Source organism: Pseudoalteromonas tunicata (genome assembly GCF_002310815.1).
Lineage (GTDB): Bacteria > Pseudomonadota > Gammaproteobacteria > Enterobacterales > Alteromonadaceae > Pseudoalteromonas > Pseudoalteromonas tunicata.
Genome location: NZ_CP011032.1, coordinates 1,101,737 through 1,123,241, shown reverse-complemented (window position 1 = coordinate 1,123,241; position 21,505 = coordinate 1,101,737). Strand labels below are relative to the sequence as shown.

Annotated in this window: 15 protein-coding genes; 1 reads left to right on the top strand and 14 read right to left on the bottom strand. The window is 40.6% G+C overall.

Annotation, left to right across the window (positions count from 1 at the left end; all coding sequences use genetic code 11):
• Positions 1-37: 37 nt before the first annotated feature.
• The 11 genes from PTUN_RS05160 to PTUN_RS05110 all read right to left on the bottom strand — a co-directional run bounded on the left by PTUN_RS05160 (position 38) and on the right by PTUN_RS05110 (position 16,820).
• Positions 38-877 carry a DNA ligase gene (locus PTUN_RS05160; protein WP_119081442.1) on the bottom strand — a complete coding sequence of 280 codons (840 nt, stop codon included), beginning with the start codon at positions 875-877 and terminating at the stop codon, positions 38-40.
• A 74-nt stretch (positions 878-951) separates the two neighbouring features.
• A complete protein-coding gene (locus PTUN_RS05155) occupies positions 952-1,608 on the bottom strand; it encodes an HAD family hydrolase (RefSeq protein ID WP_009838640.1) in 657 nt (218 codons plus the stop codon).
• 89 nt (positions 1,609-1,697) lie between these two features.
• Positions 1,698-1,997: a hypothetical protein gene (locus tag PTUN_RS05150; RefSeq protein WP_009838639.1), complete on the bottom strand. Its 300-nt coding sequence runs from the start codon at positions 1,995-1,997 to the stop codon at positions 1,698-1,700.
• A gap of 218 nt (positions 1,998-2,215) precedes the next feature.
• Positions 2,216-5,155, bottom strand: a complete 2,940-nt coding sequence (locus PTUN_RS05145; RefSeq protein ID WP_009838638.1) for a TonB-dependent receptor — start codon at positions 5,153-5,155, stop codon at positions 2,216-2,218.
• A 384-nt stretch (positions 5,156-5,539) separates the two neighbouring features.
• Positions 5,540-7,810: a TonB-dependent receptor gene (locus PTUN_RS05140; protein WP_009838637.1), complete on the bottom strand. Its 2,271-nt coding sequence runs from the start codon at positions 7,808-7,810 to the stop codon at positions 5,540-5,542.
• 474 nt (positions 7,811-8,284) lie between these two features.
• The gene (locus PTUN_RS05135; RefSeq protein ID WP_009838636.1) at positions 8,285-9,148 is read right to left on the bottom strand and encodes a type 2 periplasmic-binding domain-containing protein; all 864 of its coding nucleotides are present in this window, start codon (positions 9,146-9,148) and stop codon (positions 8,285-8,287) included.
• A 32-nt stretch (positions 9,149-9,180) separates the two neighbouring features.
• On the bottom strand, positions 9,181-11,055 hold the full coding sequence (locus tag PTUN_RS05130) for a methyl-accepting chemotaxis protein (RefSeq protein ID WP_009838635.1): 1,875 nt from the start codon (positions 11,053-11,055) through the stop codon (positions 9,181-9,183).
• Between the two features lie 159 nt (positions 11,056-11,214).
• Positions 11,215-11,484: a hypothetical protein gene (locus PTUN_RS05125; RefSeq protein ID WP_009838634.1), complete on the bottom strand. Its 270-nt coding sequence runs from the start codon at positions 11,482-11,484 to the stop codon at positions 11,215-11,217.
• Positions 11,485-11,634: 150 nt separating this feature from the next.
• A complete protein-coding gene (locus PTUN_RS05120; RefSeq protein ID WP_009838633.1) occupies positions 11,635-13,116 on the bottom strand; it encodes a carboxypeptidase M32 in 1,482 nt (493 codons plus the stop codon).
• Positions 13,117-13,122: 6 nt separating this feature from the next.
• Entirely contained in the window at positions 13,123-14,466 is a 1,344-nt protein-coding gene (locus PTUN_RS05115; protein WP_009838632.1) for a M20/M25/M40 family metallo-hydrolase, read from the bottom strand.
• 173 nt (positions 14,467-14,639) lie between these two features.
• Positions 14,640-16,820, bottom strand: a complete 2,181-nt coding sequence (locus PTUN_RS05110) for a M3 family metallopeptidase (RefSeq protein ID WP_040643938.1) — start codon at positions 16,818-16,820, stop codon at positions 14,640-14,642.
• A gap of 276 nt (positions 16,821-17,096) precedes the next feature.
• Here PTUN_RS05110 and PTUN_RS05105 point away from each other — a divergent pair, with 276 nt between their 5' ends.
• The gene (locus PTUN_RS05105) at positions 17,097-17,456 is read left to right on the top strand and encodes a hypothetical protein (RefSeq protein WP_009838630.1); all 360 of its coding nucleotides are present in this window, start codon (positions 17,097-17,099) and stop codon (positions 17,454-17,456) included.
• A 39-nt stretch (positions 17,457-17,495) separates the two neighbouring features.
• Here PTUN_RS05105 and PTUN_RS05100 read toward each other — a convergent pair whose 3' ends face one another.
• The 3 genes from PTUN_RS05100 to PTUN_RS05090 all read right to left on the bottom strand — a co-directional run bounded on the left by PTUN_RS05100 (position 17,496) and on the right by PTUN_RS05090 (position 21,447).
• Positions 17,496-18,755, bottom strand: a complete 1,260-nt coding sequence (locus PTUN_RS05100) for an MFS transporter (RefSeq protein WP_009838629.1) — start codon at positions 18,753-18,755, stop codon at positions 17,496-17,498.
• Between the two features lie 279 nt (positions 18,756-19,034).
• Positions 19,035-19,403: an MmcQ/YjbR family DNA-binding protein gene (locus PTUN_RS05095; RefSeq protein ID WP_009838628.1), complete on the bottom strand. Its 369-nt coding sequence runs from the start codon at positions 19,401-19,403 to the stop codon at positions 19,035-19,037.
• 13 nt (positions 19,404-19,416) lie between these two features.
• A complete protein-coding gene (locus PTUN_RS05090; protein ID WP_009838627.1) occupies positions 19,417-21,447 on the bottom strand; it encodes a TonB-dependent receptor plug domain-containing protein in 2,031 nt (676 codons plus the stop codon).
• Positions 21,448-21,505 lie beyond the last annotated feature (58 nt).

Here is a 21,505-nt window from a genome sequence, read left to right as displayed (position 1 = left end):
TGATAAAAACAAGCCTAAAATGCCAAATTTACTGACTCTAAGGCTCGTTTCGCACCCGTAAATAACTGGCAAAACGTGGCACGCCATTTTTGGTAAAACCATGATAGCGATAGGTAATCTGCGCACCAATCGCAGGGGGATTTAACCTATCGGCATCACTAAAACCAGTGCCAATTTTAAATTCAATTCCCTCAGGGGTTCTAACCGACAATGCGCCAAGCATATTAAGATACTTTCCTTTACCTGCAACATGAGCAACCACTTGCGCTTCGCTATCCATATAAGGTTTTAGTTTAATGAGGTTATCACTACGCCCATCTTTAAATAAGGCCGTTTTGCGATGCAGCATCACCCCTTCACCACCTTGTTTGGTGATTGAATCAAGAAAGAGCTGTAATTGCTGGTTGTCATTAAAGCTATGTTGTTCTACGGCTTTAATAAAGGGCTGATTAATCATCTGCACAATGTGCTGGTAGTGTTGTACGCGCCAAGAAAAAGGCTGTTGTTGATCTGGCGCATCAAAAATAAGGTAATTGATTGCCCGCCATGCTTGATCATCGGGAGTGTTGTCGCGCACTGTAGCCGATACTTGCTCAAACTTATTTCGCCCTGCCCAAAGCTCACCATCAAGCCAAAGTGCAGGAAGCCTCTCAGTAAACCAATTTGGAGCAGCAATAACGTGGCCACTGCGAGTCGTTAATTGCTTACCATCCCAAATAGCCCGAATGCCATCGTACTTTTCAGAGGCAAAATAATCACTCACTACCACAGTGTTTTGGTATACCGTTGCCAACTGCACTGGCATTGGCTCGGCCGCTTGCACAGGTTGCAGCCAGATACACAGCATTAAAGACCCTATTATCCATTTTAGGCTCATAACGATTCCTTTCGTTGTTTGTTTCATTCAATCGATTTGAACGAAATCTGCAAATAGTGATCCTAAATTATGGCTTAACTTTGCGCTAATTCAATGCGCTGCCAAGCTTGCATTAAATTTGTGCAAGTATGATCTGCAAGGGATAAATCTTGATGTTGGCTATGATGATTAGGCACTGCGATGGCCAACAAACCCGCCCCCTTCGCCGATGTTAAACCAGTACAAGTATCTTCTATTGCAACACCAAATTGCGCCGCTTGCCCCAATTGCTTAAGTGCCGATAAATACGGTTCTGGGTGCGGTTTAGGCTGAGTAACATCATCTTTTGTCACAATAACTTCAAAATAATCAAATAATTGATAACCCGCTAAAATCGGCATTACTTCAGCACGGGCAGAACCAGTAACGAGTGCAACCTGCAATGAACTTTGTTTGGCTAAGCTGAGCACTTCTTTGGCATAAGGCAATAATGGTGGTAAGTGATTTTGAACATAATCAGCAAAATAATCATTCTTTTGCCCGGCCAACGCTTTGGCATCAACCGTTAAACCATGTTCATCAATTATAAATTGCGCCGCTTCAAGGGTGGGTTTACCAGAAAATAAATGACAAAAATGGCCTTCATCATATGCAATGTTATAAGGCACTAAAATATGTTGCCAACATTGATAATGCAGTGATTCTGAATCCACTAAGGTGCCATCGCAATCAAACAGTACCGCTTTTAACATACTTAAATCCTTTTTTAGCTGAGATTTTATAGAGAAAAAAAGCGCCTAAGCGCTTTAAAAATAAACATTTAACCTAAAAATCAGGTTCTTTATTCAGTCAATCCTGCAGGTGGCTCAGCAAACGCATCAGCACCGGTTTCAACTTCAACTAACTCGTAACCACGCGGCTTACGCACTAAATGCAAAACTGGCTTTTCAAACGCACTGCGCTGGCGTTCAGTATCTTTACGTAACTCATCTAAGCTGCGGCCATAAGGTGCTACACTGGTTTCTGACCAATTTACCGCTTTACCTTTAATGTTGTATTCAACTTCATGAATTTGATAAAGCGTTTCTTCTGTGCCTGTACCTTCACATTTAATAACGCGAAAATTCCAAAATCCAGACATGACTTTTCCTAATAAAATAATTTCGCCAACTCTAACAATTTAACGTTAAAGTTTCACCTATTATCCCTCAATGTATATGACACAAGTACACTTTAGCTCAGTACTTTAGCAACAACATCTAATCTTTATTATTTAATAGAAGCGAGGTTTTTAGTTTTTTATAAATAAAAAAGCCGCTCTAGGCGGCTTTAAAATCTTCAGGGATTTATTCTAAAAGATTAGAATTTTATTGATGCGCTTAAACGCACATAACGTGGCGTTTCAACACTGGTTGGTAAACCATAAGCTACATTTAACTTACCACCCACTGACATTGTTTCATTAGTTTTTAATACGTTGTTTACGTTAAAGATGTTAAATACATCCATACGTAATTGCGCATCAACACCGTCAATGAATGTCACGTCGTATACGGCATTAAAGTCAACTTTAAAGCGCCAGCCTTCACGACCCATACAACCACGAGCACAACGCTCGTTGAATGGATAATACGTTAAGCCATACTGGTAATCTGAACCGTAATCATCTGGTAAGCTGTCACCAAAGGCACTTTTTGCACGACCAGATTGAGCAATCATGTTGGCACCGATTGATAGGTTTTCGGTTACTTTGTAAGCACCATACATTTTGAATGTATGACGACGATCATTAGGTAATGAACCACTTGCACCATCCATCAGGTACGGGTAATCCCAATCGGTTGTTAAACCAGCGTCATCTTGACCGTTATCTGATTTTACGTAACCTTCTGCATTACCATAACTCTTCGCCCATGTATATGAACCGTTAAATGCCCAATCATTATCCCAGCCGCGGGTTAAGCTGAACTCTAACGCATTATAAATACGCTTAGGCTCTGGATAACCAAGTTGATCAGCTGAAAGTTTAACTTGCTCACGTACACCATCACCATCGGTATCGTAATACACTGTGATATCAGTATTTGGATTAGTTAATACATAGTAACCGCCATGGCCTGGATCGAAATCCCAACCGTTGGCTTTAATAGCTTCATCAATTGTAACGTCATCGATAATGCTCTTAAGATCACGATGTACAAACTTAATACCAGTTGACCAATCTTCATTAATGGTATGTTCAAAACCTAAGATTAACTCATCTTGGTACATTGGCTTGATAGAAGTATCTAAAATCTCAGCTGGATCAGCCGCCGAACCATCAGAGAAGGTACGACGATCGCCAAGTGCAGCGCCAATTTCTGGTAACTCACCCGCACCAACACCATTTAAAATGTTGTACTCTTCATAATAAAGCTCAGCCCCCGCCATGCGTACATTAGTATTTGACGCAACAGGAATGTGGTAACGACCCCAGTTAGCAAATAACTTTGAGTTACCATCTTCAAACACATCCCATGCAATACCTAAACGTGGCGCAAGTTGATTATCAATCTTAATGAAGGTTTCCCCTTTGGCATTTAAGTTCTCAAACGACTCTGAACGTAAGCCAATACGGGCGGTAATGCTATCGGTAATATCCCATGTATCTTCAATGTAAAAAGCGGTAGATTTGCTATTAAAACTTCCACCATTTTCATACACCCGAGTACGTACATACTCCAAATCGTTTGGCGCTTGATAACCGTTTGGTAATTTTGTACCCGTAGCTAACTTAGCATAACGATAGTAAATATGACCTGAGTAGAAGCTGCCTTCTAGCGAGGTATTATCTTCATAATCCACACCAAAACGCAGTGCATGGCCTTCAAAATAATCTAAGCTCACATTAAATTGTGTTTGTTTTCGCTTATCTTCTTCCACACTTGCAGTAAAGTTTACCCAACAACCTAGCTCTACACCTGAACCTGAACGCACATCATAAATGGCAGGACAAGCTTCATCTTCAGGCGCTTGACGTGTTGAGTTAAATTCAACTTCTGCATAAAGCGCATCAATTGATAACCAGTCATTAATACGACCATCGTATTTTACCGACCATGTTTGACCACCCGTTTTTGTAACCGATGTTCTATCGGATGAACCTTCTGGTGAAAATGACGTAGTCACATCAACTAAATCGTTAGAGTCACTAAAACCCCAAACCATTAATGAATGGTCATCATTGATGTTCCAATCGATACGAGCTAACCATAATGGATCATTTGCTTCACCATTAACACGTTGATAGTTATCAAAACCTGAGTAAAAGGCTGAGTTATATGCTTCAGCTTCTTTGGTCTGAGCTTGATATAAACCGTAGAAAAACAAGGTATCTTCGATTAAATCACCTGATAGCCAAAATTCAGTTTCAACATCGGTAATATCTGTTTTTTCATCTGAGGTATATACATCAAATGGTTTAATTGTGCCTTCATCATTACCAATTGGGTAACGTACAGTGCCACGATTTTCTCGTAAAGCTTCTGGTACCCAGCGTGTTTCAATGCCAAAATCCCAACCATTGTTACCACGTTTAGTGATTGCATTTACCACACCACCGGTTGAGCGACCAAACTGAGCTGAATAACCCCCTGTTTTAACTTGGAATTGATCATAAGTGCTAAATGGAATATCCGAAATAGCAGTACCACGGCGAAAACCAGTTACATTTACACCATTAATTAAATAGGTGTTTTCAGCAACAGATGCACCACCAAACGACGCTAAATTACCAAATGCAGAATCCCCTTGTGTTGTACCTGGCGCAAGTAGCGCAACATTTACAACATCAAGTGCGATAGGTAAGCGTGCAACTTCATCAGCTGTAATCGTTAGAGCTATTTCTGGAGTTGCGGCATCAACCAAGGCAACTTTTGAACCAGTCACAGAGATAACTTCAATATCCCCCGAGGTCATAACTACATCGATATTTACTTCATTACCAATGCTAACCTTTGCGCTTTCAATTACTTGCGTTTGATAACCCGCTTTAGTAATGGTGATTTTATACTCACCGATAGGTAAGTTTGGCACCCGGAAGCCACCATTTTGACCAACGATAGAAGTAACAGTTGCACCGTTATTTTTATTAGTAATAGTAACAACTGAACCCGCTAACGCAGATGCTGTTGCAGCATCTGCAACCTTACCTTTTAACGAACCTGCCGTATTATTAGCTGCAAATGTTGGTGCCGATACAGCAAATAATGCTGAAACCGATAGTGCTACCAGCGAACGCTTAAAATGCGCCTTTCTCATTATTGTTTTCTCCCTTTGAGTGCTTACTATTTATTTTTGTTATTTATTTGTATGCTTAAAATATTAACATTTCAGCAACGTGGGAGATGTTATACAAAAATGTTTCAAAAAGAAAATAAAATGTTACAAATCAACTAAAAATAAAACGAAACAAAAACAGGTACTTAAAACAAGAGCACGACAATAAACCCATATAAAACAAAATAAAAAACCTTTAAACCCATAAAATGGGGGGTAAGCGGATGCTTTGCTGTTAGCTTTAAAGCAATAAACTTACAGGAAATGTGTTTTATTTTGTTTTTAAAAAGAATGTAGAGATAACTCAGGCAAGAAAAAACCCGCAATAATGCGGGTTTTTATATGAGTAAATTTAGCAGGAATTAATTAAAAGAATTTAATCTTAAATTCAGCACCGATAAAGCGCTCTTCATTTACCATACCTGTATTGTTGTTAAAATCAACACCACCAATGATCACTTGCTCATCAGTTAAATTACGAACAAATGCAGATACTTCGTATTCATTATCATCTTGAGTCCATGCATAACCTGCACGTACACCACCTTCAAATAACGCTTCGCCAGTAAACTCTTTCGCGCGATATAAGAAAAAATCGATTTCAGAACGGTATGACCAATCGGTATAAGCGAAGAATTCACCATTCTCAAGCTCTTTGGTATAACGCAAAGTGAAATTAGCAATCCACTCAGGAGCATGTGGTAAGCTAGTGCCATCAATGATAGCAAGGCCATCTGCGTTGCGTGGGCTTGTTACTGTACATTGTGCACATGCAGCTACAGCAAGTCCGGCACTGTCTAATTCAGTATGGTTGTAACTCACATTAAATGTCGCAAGCAACTCATCCGTTAATACCCATTCAGTATCAAGCTCAAAACCATAACCATTTGTTTTGTCAGCATTGATTAAACGGTTAAAGTTTGCATCACCACCTACCGCAGTTAACTGCTGATCATCCATTTGGTAGTAAAACACAGTTGCATTAACACGACCACGGCCATCTAATACGTCAGATTTTACGCCAGCTTCAATTGAGTTGATGGTTTCAGATTTAGCAATTGTCACTTCATCACCAAACAAAATACGGCCTTGAATACTTGGCGCACGGAAACCATTTGCAATACGAGCAAAGAAATTAACATCACGGCTATATTTATACGCCGCACTTAAATCCCAGCTTACATGGCTATCACTTGGGTTTGCAGTACGCATTAAATAATCAGGTGAACCATTCCAAGGTGTTGGATTACTGAAACGTTCAGCAACAAAATCTTTGTCATCATCAGAGTAACGTAAACCCGCAGTAATTTTTAGCTCATCTGATACAGTGAAATCTGCTGAACCAAATACAGCCCAAGCGGTGGTTTGTTGATTTTGTTTTGCATAACCATTTTGTACGCCACCCGCTAAGGTATCGTAACTAAAGCTTTCAATGGTTAAATCTTCATCAAAATAAAACGCACCTACTTGATAATTAAAATCACCATTAAAGTTGCTTGATAAACGAAGTTCTTGAGTAATTTGGTCGTGATCTGGAATCGCATCCGCACTTTCTGCAGCAAAACCAATCACACCTGGGCCCATCGCTGGCGCCCAAGGTGCACCAAAACCACCATCAACATCTCCACGAGAGAAAATCTCAACGCTATCCCATGCAGAGATAGAGGTTAAAGTATGCGTATCAAAGTCATATTCAACTTTTAAGCTTACACCTTGCGATTCAACTTGTTGCGTTGCATCTTTGGCTGCATCATGAAAAACAACATCGTTTTTAAAGTCTTTACGGATATTGTTGGTGCCTTTATCCATTAAATTTGCGTTAAATACGATTGGTTTACCGTCTAAATCACGTACGTGATAATTTAATAATGCTGATAAATCATCTTTCTTATATAAGAACTGTAAACGCGCCGCTTTTTCTGTGTAGCCGCCTAAAACGTCTTTTTCTTCAAAACCTGGCGCACGGTTATCAATAAAATCGCCTTTGTTTTGCACTAAAGCAGAAAAACGAGCCGATACATTATCAGATAAACCACCACCAACCGCGCCTTCAAAATCCACTGCGCCACGGCTACCGTAAGACACAGCGCCATAACCATCAAAATCTTGAGATGGTTTTACTGAGTCAAACTTCACTAAGCCAGCCGGAGTATTACGACCAAACAAAGTGCCTTGTGGACCACGAAGCACTTCAATACGCTCGATATCAAATACTGGGAAACCCTTTAAAATTGGGTTTTCTTGCACAACGTCATCAACAACCAATGAAACAGGTTGTGATGCGTTTAGATCGAAATCTGTATTACCTAAACCACGAACATAAAAACGTGGGAAAGTACGACCAAATGATGATTCAACCGTTAAACTTGGGATCTTGGCATTCATAAAACGAATGTCCATACCGGCTGAGCTATATGCATCAAGGTTATCACCTTGTAATGCAGAAACCGATACTGGCACTTCTTGTGCATTTTCAACACGTTTACGTGCAGTAATTTGAATCACTTCAAGCTGTGAATTTTTAGCTTTATTTTCGTCAGCTTGCTCAGCTGCAATTGCATTGGCCGATAGGCCGACTGCAGAAAACAAAGCAGCATTAATTAAAACTGCAAGCGTAGATTGTTTCATTGCTTTCATGTCTGGATAAACCCTTAGAATCACTCTTAGTTCAACGGTAATATGTAGCGCCATATTACTTTGGCGGTATAAGGTTCAATTTTACGCGATAAAGTGCGCGGACCTTAAGGTCAAGAGTGCTGTACCTTAAGACTGAACATTATGGTGGTAGAGTATAACATCTAATTACATTTTTTTTGCAATGGAATTAGACTTTAGCCGCTTTTTGGCAGCTTCGTAGATAAAATAACAACTATCTTAGGCACAAAAACACAAATAAGCGCATTTTTTATGCAATGAAAAATTAAGTTCAATTTGATTTTAAAGCAGTTTTTATTATAACGAGTCACCAAGGACATTTGCCCTTAAGACTAGCTGATATTCAGTAGGTTACCAAAAAAATGTAAGCGAACAATTACATTTTGCTAATTTACAAGCTTAATAGCTTGTTTTAGAAACAGTTTTCAAGCCAACAATTGTAAAATAAAGGCTAAATTAACGACTAATTTCCTGCCATCTTGTTACAAGCGGATTAATAAAACCAGCATCTTGATATGCCTTACGAATTTGACCTCGTGCTTTGAGAATTTTTAACCCTTTTTGCAGTGCCTGATATACTTCAAGGCCCAATGGATGCTGCTTAGAAACTAAAAAATGGCGACTATCATTAAGTGCCACCTTCACATTTGGTACTACAGTCAATTGATAGCCCTCACCCTGATAGACAAATGGAAACTCAGCATTAAAGGGAATTAACATCACATCGACCCAACCTCGGCTGACCATTTTGGCCATTGAGATCCAATCACTTTCATGAAGTAATTTTTTTGGCTGTAATTGCTCTAATGTTTGCCAATCCACTATCCAATCTTTGCTGGATACTACTGAATGTTGATGGAGGTGGCCAAGGCTTGCTATTTTTTGCGCATCAAGATTATTAACTCCTGTAAATATACCCGCTACATATTCGCCTTTTTCAATAAGAGGATCACTAATGTAGACTTGCTGTTCGATTTTTTGCGCCTGAGTGAGCCACATGGAATCAAAACTGAGCAACAATAAGCCCTTTTCTAACAATCTCAAGTTACGCGCATCGTAATTACCTTGTTTAAAATCAAATTCAATTTCAAGCCCGCCCAGTAATAAGGCTTGTTGAATTAAAATAAACTCAACCACATCCCGCTGTGCATTTTTTCCTTGGTAATCGGTAATTTCTAATAAAGGTCGGCCATTAATAAAATCTTGTGAGTAATTATAAATATCTGTTTCTATGGTAATTTGAGCTATGTAAGGCAGCTTTTTAGCAAAAACAGGGGTCGATAACAGCACAAACGAAAGCAATATCAAATAACGGATCATTATCGACCTCCTCAATACACCACAAATACAAGTTATACTTTAAACTGCTCCAACATCTGCTCTTGTTTGGCAATATTACTGACCTGATTGCGCATTGTGATATCAACACCATTTGCTTGCTCTGCAACAAGGTGGGATAAATCTTTAATCTCGAATGCATTTTGATTAACCGATTCGACCACAATACATTGCTCGTTGATTGACTGCGCTGTTTGTAAGTTTAATGCAACAATATGCTCTATCGCTTGGCGAATTGCAGACAACGCAGTATTTGCTTGCTCAGCTTGAGCTTCGGTTTCACTGGCAAGTTGATTACTGCGCTGCATTTCAATACCAGCAGATTTTGCACTGCTTTGTAGCTGATCTATTTTAGTTTTAATTTCGGTGGTCGCTTCTTGCGTACGCTGCGCGAGCGTTCTTACTTCATCAGCCACCACGGCAAAACCTCGGCCTGTATCACCCGCTCGGGCAGCTTCAATAGCCGCATTTAATGCCAATAAATTGGTTTGTTCTGCAATTGAATTTATCACCGCTAAAATGGTTTCAATGCCAGCACTTGACTCTGCAAGTTGCTGCACTACATCGTAAGTTGCGGTAATTTGTGCCGAAAGCTCTCCAATAAGTGCTGTAGTTTTGTTCACCACAGCTTGCCCTGCAATGGCCGAGTTATCGGTTTTTTGCACCGCATCAGCCGCTTCTTTTGCTGTACTGGCAATGACATTTGACGTTGCGGCCAATTGGTTGGTAGCGGCAGCGAGCGATTCAAGCGCCGCTAACTGTTGCTGCAAGGCATTATTTGACGAAAGCGCACCTTGTGAAGTTGATTGGGCATCACTTAAAATCTCATGACCAAGCTCTTGAATATCTTTAATTAACTTTTGTAAGCGGGCTGTAAATTGATTAAAACTTTGCGCAAGTGCTGCAAACTCTTGCTCATTACTTTGCGCTAGGCGCACCGTTAAATCTGCATTGCCTGTGGCGACTTCATTCATCGCATCATTAATTAAAGTCAGAGGTCTTAACATTACATTGACTAAATACCACAATCCGACCACACCAAAAATGAGTGAAAGTAGCGAATAAATCATCGAGTCTTGGCGCATTTCACTTACAGCTGAAAATACTTTACTTTTTTCAAGCGCCACACCCACCCACCAATCAACTCCTGCCACTTTATAAAATTTTACTAAGTGAGATTTGCCTTCAAGTTCCACATCTTGAAATTCATCAGATAAACGCGTTTGACCTAAAAAAGAGGAAGAGGCTTGGCCATTAAGCGCCGCATTTGGATGTGAAATAATGCTGCCATCACCACTGACCATAAAAGCAAATCCAGCATTAAATAGGTTAACTTGATTAATCATTTTACCAAGGGCAGCCAAACTAACATCGAAAAAAATAGCGCCGGTAAACTGACCCTGTTGGATCACAGGGGTTGCGATTGAGACGAGTATTTCTTTACTCACAGCATCAGCGTAGGGTGCAGTAATAATTAGTTTTTTGGCATTTTTTGCATCTTGATACCAAGGGCGTTTGCGCGGATCCCAAGTTGCACCGGGATCCCAACTAGGGTCACTTGCAACATAACGACCACTTTGCTCTTGCCCATAGCCAATTAATAAAAAGTTACTTTGCAAAATAGGTGCGGCCAAAATCGAACCTGCAGCCGCTAAATTAGATGTTTGTTCTACTAACGTGGCAGTTAAAGTGGCTAAATCAGCTTTACCCTGAATTTGAGCACTGACAGTTTGGCCAATCCCCACAATAATTTCGTTCACACTCAGTGAAACTTGTTGTTCTAGCTTATTTTTAATTAAAAAATATTGCTGTACCGAAATAAAAATTAAGGCGGCTAGAAGTACAAAAGAGGAGACAAAGACAATTTTAGCTTTAAATGTTACTCGCACATGAAGCCTAACTGGAGTTAAGAATTGAGTCTTTTAAGGTTAATCCATATCGGCGTAGATGCAAAAATTCAGATTAAAGAACAAAGTGCTGCGTCATCATTACCAAACAACTAATGCTCATCCACCAGCAAATAGCAGGATCCCCCCAACAAGTACACTCTAAATTTTAGTATTTAATTGATTTTCTTTACGGCGGTCTTGCTTCATTCGAGATTCAAACCATCGACCTCGGGCAAGCTTTTTTTTGCGCCGATCTTCATTTTTACGGCGTTCTTGAGCAACTAAAAACGGGGCATCGGTTGTATCTGCAACGTTACTTTTAACTTCAGCCGTAATACGTTGGTCATTGTGCTGACGTGATTTATTTTTAGCCGCATTATCCACTTCACTAACCAAATAAGGAGTGATTAATTTAACAAGAGACTCCATTTATTCTCCTTACGAGTTAAAAACCTGATGTAAATTTATCAATTAAAAATATATCGGCGCTCGTGGAGATAAATGAACTCTTTTAAATGCAACTTGAGAATTTTTCATCACCCAAAGATAAAACTATGCTTAGGTGATGAAAGAAAGCGTTTAAAGGTAACGCGTGATTAAATGCTGCTTAAAATAATCACTGTTAAGCGGCTCGCCCGTTGCGTTAATCACTAAATCATTCGTCGATAACGTACTGCCTTTTTGCCAAATATGTTGGTTTAACCAATTAAAAATTGGAGTTAAGTTTTGACTTGCTACTGCGCTTGCAACATCAAACTCTTGATTCATTTTTGCCATAAATTGTGCGCCATACATCGCACCTAAGCTATAACTTGGGAAATAACCAAATGAGCCATCGGTCCAATGAATATCTTGCATGCAACCATTTTTATAATCACCTGACGTATCAAGCCCTAAATAAGCCTGCATTTTTTGCTGCCATAACTCAGGTATATCTTGATAGGTAATGGTTTGATTTATTAAATCACGTTCAATTTCGTAGCGTAACATTACATGCGCAGGATAAGTCACTTCATCAGCATCAACTCGTATTAACCCAGGTTGCACTCGAGTATAAATTTTTTGTAAATTATCAACTGCAAAAACTTTTGCATCGATTGCAGGAAAATGTGCTGCAGCCAACGGGGCTAGCAGTTTAATAAACTCAGCACTGCGACCTAACTGCATCTCAAAAAAGAGACTTTGAGATTCATGAATCCCCATCGAACGCGCCAAACCAGCTGGTTGACCCGCAAGCTGTTTTGGTAAACCTTGCTCGTAACGCGCATGGCCAGTTTCATGCACTATACCCATTAACGATTGCACAAAATCAGTTTCATCATAACGCGTGGTAATACGCACATCGCTTGGCACACCGCCACAAAATGGATGCGAGCTCACATCAAGGCGACCTTGTTCAAAATCAAAGCCCAACAAACTCATTACTTTTAAGCCCAACGCCCGTTGTTGCTCGGTTGCAAAATGCCCTTGCGGCGCAATAAATGACTCACTCGCTTGTTTAGCTATGATGGTTTGGGTCAGTTCAGGCAACCACGCTTTAACCTTATTAAAAACCACATCAAGCTGCGCTGTGGTGACACCTGGCTCATACAAATTAAGCATTGCATCATAAGGTGTGGTTTGATTTGCCTGCGCCCTGATTTGTGCCTCTTGTTGTGATAAAGACACCACAGCAGCAAAGTTTTTACTAAAACCTTGCCAATCATTTTGGTTGCGCTGATTGCGCCATGCATGCTCACATTTTGAACCTGCAAGCGACTTGGCTTGCACTAAATCTTCAGGAATAACCGTGGCTTGTTGCCAGCAAAGTGTCATTTCCCGTAAATTTGCGTGCTGTATCTCTTCTAAGGTTTCGTTGGCGGCATTATTAAGCCATTCCCCTAATTGCGGCGCTGTTGATAATTGATGTACATGTAACGCCAACTCTGCCATGGCTTCGGCGCGCGCATCATTACCGCCACTTGGCATCATGGTCGCTTGATCCCAACCACAAATTGACGCTAAATGCTGAAAATGGCTAATTTTTTTAAAATGCTGCGTTAGTTTTTGATAGTGACTCATCGACAATTATTCTCTGTTGGTTTTTACATTGGCAGCCTGTGCCAAGCGATAAAGTAAGATGGTGGTTTTTTCAATATTCTTTTTTAATGAGGTTAAATCAGCAATCTCGTCTTTGGTATGCGCACCTTGGCCCATTAATCCTAAACCATCCAGTGCCATCTCAACATGATTGGCTGCAAACGAAATATCGGCCGCTCCCGCTTGACGCGGATTAGCAGCAACAACCTTGTTGTAACCTAAATCACGGCTCACCTCATCATAAATGGCTAATAATGCAAGATTCCCTTTAGTAAGCGCCATGGGTGGGTAACCGGTTTCAAAGGTAAGTTCTGCTTGCGAATGCTCTGCTTTGGCAGCAACTATTTTTTGCATCACCGCCATGGCTTGCTCAACTTGCAAAACCGAAAGCGCCCTTAAATCCCCAATCACTTTTACCTCTTGGGCAATGACATTACTTTTGCCAAATGCAGTGCCTGATGATTGCTCTTTTTGATAATCAATACGTGTGCCACCCACTATCATGCCGGGATTAAAGGTTAAATTCTCTTCGCTTGAGAGCTGCTCTCGAAATGCGTCTAAAATGCGCGCCGCTTCAAAAATGGCGCCATAGCCAATTTCAGGATTAAAAATACGCGATGAATGCGCGGGTTTTGCTTTAATTGCCAGCTCCCAGCCGGTATAACCCCGCCTTGCTGCCATCGCGGTATTAATATCGTTGTCACCGTTTTCAAAGCCAAGCGCAATATCAGCCCAAATGGCAGCATCAACAATGGCTTGTTTTGAATCTGTTAAAGGCTCGCCGCTGCTTTCCTCATCGCCAGTTAATACAATTTTGATGCTTAAATCTTTTAATAAATCGAGTTTGTTAAGAATACGCATGGCGGCAATAATAATAGCATTCCCCCCTTTCATATCAGCAACACCAGGGCCTGCGGCTTGTTGCTCGTTTAAACGGACAAACTTTTGAAAGTCATCTTCGGCTTCAAACACCGTATCTAAATGGCCAATCATCACTATTTTAGGCGCATTGGGATTATCACTTTCATGCGTGGCCACAATATGCCCCGCGCGATTAAAATAGCGACCATCAAGCCATTCAACCTTAAAGCCAACTTCTTCAAGCTGCAGCTTAGCCAAAGCGCCAACTTGCTTGACCCCCGCAAAATTCATGCTGCCACTATTTATATTCACCGCTTGTTCGAGTTCTTTTAATGTTTGCGGTAATAACAACTCAGTTTGAGTCACAATGTTATGTTCGATCTCATTTAGTGTGGTAGTCGTATTGGCAATTACAGGTAAACAGGCGCTGACGGCTATTGTTAATATCGTTTTTCGGATCAGGGGCAACATAGGGTCACTCTTTAAAATTGTTTTAACCAATATCCAGCAAATAACCCAGTGATTCAAATAAAATTCGATAAATACCAATATCTACCTGTTATGGTTAAAAAACAGATGCTTTAACGCAATAAAAAAAGGCCTCAAAAGAGGCCTTACTGGTTGGGGAACTTCTAAAATAGTATTTATTGTGTAACTGGAAAACCACGGTCACGCATTAAGGCGCCCACGTCAGCATCTTGACCACGAAATAGGCGATAAGCCTGCGCAGGGTCGATGGCGTTACGCACTGAGAATAAATGCTCAACGAGTTTATCGGCCATTGCTTGGTCATAAAATCCACCCGGACTTTTTGCAAATGCTTCTGCCGCATCAGAGGTTAAGACCTCAGCCCATAAGTAGCCATAATAACCAGCAGAATAGCCTTCGCCTGAAAAGATATGGCCAAACTGCGTACTGCGGTGACGCATCACCAACTCTTTTGGCATACCTAAACGAGCCAACTCTGTTTGCTCAAATTTTGCAGGGTCAATTAACGCCGGATCGGTGGTGTGGTAAAGCATATCCATCATCGCTGATGCTAAATATTCTGTGGTGCTAAAACCCTGATTAAACGTGGCTGAGCGATTGATTTTTTCAACCAAGCTTTTTGGCATTACTTCGCCCGTTTTAGCATGTACTAAGAAACGACTGATCACTTCATCTGTTGTTAACCAACGCTCAAGAAGCTGCGATTGAAACTCAGTATAATCACGTACCCCCGAATTTGAGGTTGGATACGCCACTTTAGCCGATAAGAAATGTAGTGCATGGCCAAATTCGTGGAAGAATGTTTCAGCATCAGACCACGAAACTAAGGTTGGTTGTCCTTCAGGCGCTTTAACAAAGTTTGAATTGTTTGATGATAAAACCGTTTTTTCGCCATCAAACGCGGTATAGCTGCGATATGTGGTTGCCCAAGCGCCAGAGCGTTTACCTTTACGGCCGTATGGGTCTAAATACCATAAACCAATGTGCGCACCCGACGTTTTATCGGTCACTTCCCATACTTTTACATCTTCATGAAATACAGGCACTTTACCCTCAGCAACTGGAGTAAAGTTAAAGTTAAACAAGCGCCCTGCTACATAAAACATCGCTTCGCGCAGTTTATCTAATTGCAGGTATTGTTTTACTTCGTTTGAATCTAAATCATATTTTGCTTTACGCACTTGCTCGGCATAAAAACGATAATCCCAAGGCTCAATGGTAATATTAGCACCTTGCTGATTTGCCAAGGCTTGCATGTCTGCCACTTCTTCTTTAACGCGGGCAATGGCTGCTGGCCATACTTTGTTCATTAAACCCATCGCATTTTCAGGTGTTTTTGCCATGCGGTCTTCTAAACGCCATGCTGCATAATTGTCATAACCAAGTAATGCAACGCGTTCATCACGTAGGGTTAAAATTTCTTTAATAATGGCGTTATTATCAAACTCATCACCATTACCGGCGCGGTTATAATAGGTTTTCCATACTTGCTCACGCAACGCACGCTCGGTTGAATAGGTTAAAAATGGATCCATTGATGAACGCGAATTAGTAATGGCATACATGCCCTCTTTGCCACGCTCTTTAGCCGCGCCCGCAGCAGCTGCAATTAATGACTCAGATAAACCACCTAATTGCTCTTTGGTTAAATACAACACGTATTTTTCTTCATCGGCCAACACATTGTTAGCAAATTGAGTGTGAAGACCTGCCAAAGTTTGATTAATTTGCGCATAACGAGCTTTGCCTGCTTCGTTTAACGTCGCACCATTTCGGGCAAAATTATTGTAAACCAACCAAGTAACGCGTTGTTGCTCTGGGGTTAGTGTTGCTAAATCAGCCGATTGATAGACCGCTTTAACACGGTTAAATAACGCTTCATTTTGAGTTATTTTCGAATTAAAAGCCGATAATATTGGCGCCATTTCACCTTGAATAGCACGAAACTCAGCGCTTGACTTGTTTGAGCGCCAAATACCGTAATAGGTAAATACTTGGGTTAAATCAGCACCCGCGCGTTCTAAAGCTGCAATGGTATTATCAAAATCAGGCGCAGCCGGGTTAGCTGTAATGGCATCTATTTCGGCTAAATTAGCAGCCATTGCATAATCAAAAGCAGGTTTAATATCAGCCAATTGCATTTGGTCAAAAGCTGGTACGCCATTATATGGACCGCTAAATGCTTTTAATAACGTATTTTTTTCTACAACAGGTGCAGCGGCTTGCTCAGTGACACTTATTTTAGTTGGCGTTAATGGTGTCGCAGCTTGCTCGGTACAACCGGCTAACGCAGCACACACTGCCAAGCTTAAAAAAGTAACGATTGGTTTATGCATCACAGCACTTCCATTTTTATTTAGAGTTATGGCGAAATCGCGATAGTGGCATAGTAAGAGCCCCATCAAAAACCACAATGTAATTGCGGTAGAGTGTGGTTTTTTAGAGATGTAGCCACTAAAACAGTCAGCCAAATGGTTCGGGTAAACACAATTTAAATCGAATCTAAAATAAGATTAACCTTGCTATTAAATCGCCACCAACAAGCTGTTTGGTGCTAGCCAACACTGACCTTTAACGCTATTGTGCGCCTTTATAAAAGAGGAAATAAGATAATGCGAGTGGTATGGTTTGTTATTAGTGCTGTGTTTATAAAAGTATCATTTTTAGGCTTAGGGTTGCTTGCCATTTTTATTGCTACTATTGCATTAGGAGTGCTCAGCAGCCGCCTTAATTACTTAAACCCTGAACAGAAAAATCAGTTTAGCCGCTTATTTAAAACGGGCTTAATCCTTCATTTTTGCGTTTACTTTGGCTTAATTCTAAAACTCACTTTCATTGATGGTTGGCAAGATGTGGCAACGTTTATTGTTGGCCACCTTGTGATGCACCACATCATGAGCAGCCTCATTGGCGCCATTGCCCTAATTATGGCGATCCGCATTTTTAACCAAAGGCACACACCTAGTTTATAAAATTACCGCATAAACCACTGCTTAAGATTTGGCTCACCATTAAGAGGTTGAGCGCACAAAATCAGGCCGTGGTAATGCCTCTAATATCGAATACAAATAAATGACCACTAAACACAATAAAGCTCCGATGAGGAACAACCAGCTGCCCCCTAAATAATCCAAAATAATTCCACCACCGAGTGGTGCCAATGCAAAACCAAGATCATAAAAAGAAGCTGCGCCAAAATACGCGCCACGCAAGTGAGCCGGCGCCAAGCGGTCAATATGTACATTCATGGTTGGGAATAAGATAGCTTCGGCCAAACTCATAATCACAATAGCGCCTATCCAACCCCAAAATAAATCAAGAGGGTTTGCGGCAAGCCAAAGTTGCGACACCATCAACAATACCAAACCAATTCGAATGCGCACCGTGAGCTCGAACCGGGCCATCATTTTAAGTAAAATAAATTGGGTTGAAATAATCACTACCGCATTGGTAAAAATTAATGCTGATATGAGTTCAAGTAACTGCGGCGCATTGGCTCGGGTTAAATATTGAATTAACGAACTGTCCATTTGTGCATAAATAAACATGCATAAAATATTGGCTAAAATCAGGCATTGCAACAGCTTGTCTTGCAGTAATACCGTGAGAATTTTACTTTTATTGTGCGCCGTTTCGGGTGTTTTCTGCTCCTCGCATGCAGCCACTTGAGCGGCCTTTAATTGACTATGATGTCGACTAAAACCCCAAAACAGCAGCAGCAATAACAACGCAAATGCAGCAGCAGTAATATAAAAACTCGATTGCTCACCCGTCAGGCCAAGCCAAACACCCAGCAAGGGACCCACCGCACAACCCACATTAACAATAAAATAAAGCGACTGCATGGCAAGCTCGCGGGTTTTCGCATCGGTGATTAAATCACCAATCGCCGCAGAAGTCAGGGGCCGCCAAAGTGCAGTCGCTATTGAACACAAAGTCATTACCACCACGTAACCGGCTACGGTATTAACCGATGCAAGCAGTGAAAATGACACCACATACAAAACCCCCGTCACATACATTAAGCGGTGACGACCCACTTTGTCTGATAACGAACTGCCAATAAAACTGGTAAATACCGAGATAATAGCCGCACTTGAAAGTACCAAGCCAACTTCGGTCGCGGTTAAAGCAAATTTTTCGTACAAGATCACAGCTAAAAATGGCCAAACCATGTAATAGCTACCACGGGTGATAAACGAACCAAACAAAAAAATCCACATTAATAAGGGAAACTGTTTAAACCGCGCTAACGACACATCGCCTTGCATGCTAAATCCTAAAAATATCAATGGCTTTTAAAATACCAAACCTCTTATTAAAAAGGATATAAAATTTACATAAAAAAATTTATTTATTCAGAGAAAGCTGAAGCCATAACAAAAAACCACTAATGCTTTGAACAATATGAAAATTATATGCTAAGCAGGAATACTTGAAGGCAATACAACGGATGGATAAGCCAAAGGCAAGCTGATAACAATCTTCTCAAAGTTTTTAACTTTAAAATCGCAGTTTGAGCTAGCTTTATTACTAAGAATTGAGGTGAGCTAAGTAACATGGTTGAGCAGCCTGATACTCAGCTGCTCTTTTTTACTGAGTTTACTTATCACTAAATTAAACGAGTTATCAATTAAGCGCATTGTTTCACTGTCAGCAACTGAACCATCAAAATAAAGGCTAATCCAATGCTTTTTATCCATGTGATAGCCAGGAGTGATGGCGCTATAAATATCACACAAAGCTGCTGCTTCATCGGGGTCACATTTTAGATTAATCATCATCACATTATTTCGCGTGCCAACCAGCGCAAACATTTTATTTTTTACTTTAAACACTGAAACATCATCACCAAATGGAAAATCTAGCGTAGCAAAAGGTTTGGCTAATAAATAAGCCTTTAATTCTTCATAATTCATCGTGTTATACCGCTTAAAAGTGCCAAGAATATTTTATGCTCACCGCTAGCCCGCGACTTGGCAACTCATTAATTGCAATACCATTACTGCTGCCAATTTGCTGAATAACCGGCACTTGATATGTTTTATCAAGTAAATTACTGACCTTTAATTGCCAGCGATGTCCTGCTGCGGGCAAAAATACCATTGAAGCATTCAAAAGTGATAACGTATTGTGATCATCTGTGATGGCAATATTATCGCGATACGACCATTGTAATTGTGCTTGCCATTGGCTCGCGATTTGCCAATCAAGTAAGGTCATCATGTAATTATCTGGACTTAGTTGCTCTGAAGGCACCAAACTCGCTTGTGCTTTGATCTCAGATTCATTTTCAAATAAATGCGTGCTATGGCCTTGTAAACGCACAGACTCAGTGACATTCCAGCGCCACTCTAACTCAATACCAGATGCATTACTTTTGGCGATATTAGCAAGTGCAACCGTATCGCCTGAATCAAAACCAATTAAGTCAGCAATATCATTATGAAACAATGTGGTTGAGATAAAAAAATCACTACCGGTATAGTTATAAATCAGCTCATAGGACTTGATAGTCGATGGGCGCAATGAAGTATTTCCTTGGGTTAAACCACTTTCTTCATCATATAAATCGCCCAATGATGGCACTCGGTATGCTTCACCATAAATACCTTTTAAAACATGGTGTTCTGCGGGCTGGTAAACCAAAGCTAAACGAGGATTAAGCTTACTGGCAATGTCATTGTAACCGTCAAAACGTAATCCCATAGTAAGATTAAGCGTATCAGTTAGTTCAGTTTGAGTTTGTAAATAAGCACTGCGAATAAAACGCGTTTTATCAAGCACAGTGCGTTGCTGTGGTAGGTCAAAGACCGTTACATTCTCGAGCCATTCGAGGTCGCCATATAAGTTATAATTGCTTTTTACGAAACCATCAGGCAGTTTACTTTCGCTCCATTCAAGGCCCGCCGAAAGCAGCCAATCATTATTAAGTTTTTTTGCTCCTTCCAGAGCAAGTTGTAATGACTGATATTTAAATTGCTCACCAAATAAAAAGTCAGCTTGCACAAACTCTTCGTTGTCTTGAGGCGCTAACATTGCCAATGATTGTCGCTCGCCTTCTTGCCATTGTGCTGAGAGGGTTAAATGCTCACCACCCTGTCGCCAAAATTGGTAACCTAGCTGATGGATCCAGTTTTCAAGCTGAACCTGATTGTGTTCATCGCTAACCCTGCGAAATAAATAGTAATCTTCAAAGGCTGAACGCTGTAAAAAGCTATGCCAACTAAAATCGGCGTATTGAAGGCTTAATTCGAGTTGTTGACTATCTATTGGGTCTTGAGTGCTGGTTTGTAAACCGAGTCTATCGTAAATATTATGATATGTTTCGCCATCATCTTGATAATAAGCTCCCGCTAATCCCCAATTGAGCTCACCAAGATGGCCATTGAGTGCAAAGTCTGCCGCGATCATGCCATTATTGCCACCTGAAACACTGACATAACTCTCTGTTCCAGTGATAATATTAACCACACCATTAAATGCATTAGCACCATAAAGTGCAGATCCCGTACCTCGGATCACTTCAATTCGTTTGGCACTCGCTAAATTAAAATGACGAATGAGGTAATTAATGCCGCCGGTATAATCTTCATTAATACGTCGCCCATTAAGTAAAAACAAAACCGTATTAGCGTATTTTTGTGCATGCCCTCGTGTCACTAAATAGGATTGATTGCCTTCAACCGAATTAAAAACAGGATAAAACCCAGGCACATGTTGCAATAATTCAATTAAATTAGTGACTCCTAAGCTTGCTATATCTTGCTCTGAAAACAAACTCACCGAAGCGGGGCTTAAGTTAATTTTTGTTTCAGTTTTATTCGATACCGAGACGGTTACATCAAGCAGCTCTTCCATACTCAGAGTAAATAAATCGTCATTACTTTCATTAGCTGCAAATACAGAAACACTGTGTAAGCTCGATGCCATTAAAAGCGCAGGAAAAAAACGTCCTTGCATTGACTTACCTCCTCTAAAATACTTTTCTCAAGTGTAGCTTGTCTTTAAGCTGATGAAT

What these genes read in the sequence shown, in the direction of transcription:
- PTUN_RS05125 (WP_009838634.1), bottom strand. Translation starts at nt 11,484, where the DNA reads ATGGAGTCTCTTGTTAAATTAATCACTCCTTATTTGGTTAGTGAAGTG.
- PTUN_RS05105 (WP_009838630.1), top strand. Translation starts at nt 17,097, where the DNA reads ATGCGAGTGGTATGGTTTGTTATTAGTGCTGTGTTTATAAAAGTATCA.
- PTUN_RS05155 (WP_009838640.1), bottom strand. Translation starts at nt 1,608, where the DNA reads ATGTTAAAAGCGGTACTGTTTGATTGCGATGGCACCTTAGTGGATTCA.
- PTUN_RS05160 (WP_119081442.1), bottom strand. Translation starts at nt 877, where the DNA reads ATGAGCCTAAAATGGATAATAGGGTCTTTAATGCTGTGTATCTGGCTG.
- PTUN_RS05100 (WP_009838629.1), bottom strand. Translation starts at nt 18,755, where the DNA reads ATGCAAGGCGATGTGTCGTTAGCGCGGTTTAAACAGTTTCCCTTATTA.
- PTUN_RS05145 (WP_009838638.1), bottom strand. Translation starts at nt 5,155, where the DNA reads ATGAGAAAGGCGCATTTTAAGCGTTCGCTGGTAGCACTATCGGTTTCA.
- PTUN_RS05115 (WP_009838632.1), bottom strand. Translation starts at nt 14,466, where the DNA reads ATGTTGCCCCTGATCCGAAAAACGATATTAACAATAGCCGTCAGCGCC.
- PTUN_RS05095 (WP_009838628.1), bottom strand. Translation starts at nt 19,403, where the DNA reads ATGAATTATGAAGAATTAAAGGCTTATTTATTAGCCAAACCTTTTGCT.
- PTUN_RS05110 (WP_040643938.1), bottom strand. Translation starts at nt 16,820, where the DNA reads ATGCATAAACCAATCGTTACTTTTTTAAGCTTGGCAGTGTGTGCTGCG.
- PTUN_RS05150 (WP_009838639.1), bottom strand. Translation starts at nt 1,997, where the DNA reads ATGTCTGGATTTTGGAATTTTCGCGTTATTAAATGTGAAGGTACAGGC.
- PTUN_RS05120 (WP_009838633.1), bottom strand. Translation starts at nt 13,116, where the DNA reads ATGAGTCACTATCAAAAACTAACGCAGCATTTTAAAAAAATTAGCCAT.
- PTUN_RS05140 (WP_009838637.1), bottom strand. Translation starts at nt 7,810, where the DNA reads ATGAAAGCAATGAAACAATCTACGCTTGCAGTTTTAATTAATGCTGCT.
- PTUN_RS05090 (WP_009838627.1), bottom strand. Translation starts at nt 21,447, where the DNA reads ATGCAAGGACGTTTTTTTCCTGCGCTTTTAATGGCATCGAGCTTACAC.
- PTUN_RS05135 (WP_009838636.1), bottom strand. Translation starts at nt 9,148, where the DNA reads ATGATCCGTTATTTGATATTGCTTTCGTTTGTGCTGTTATCGACCCCT.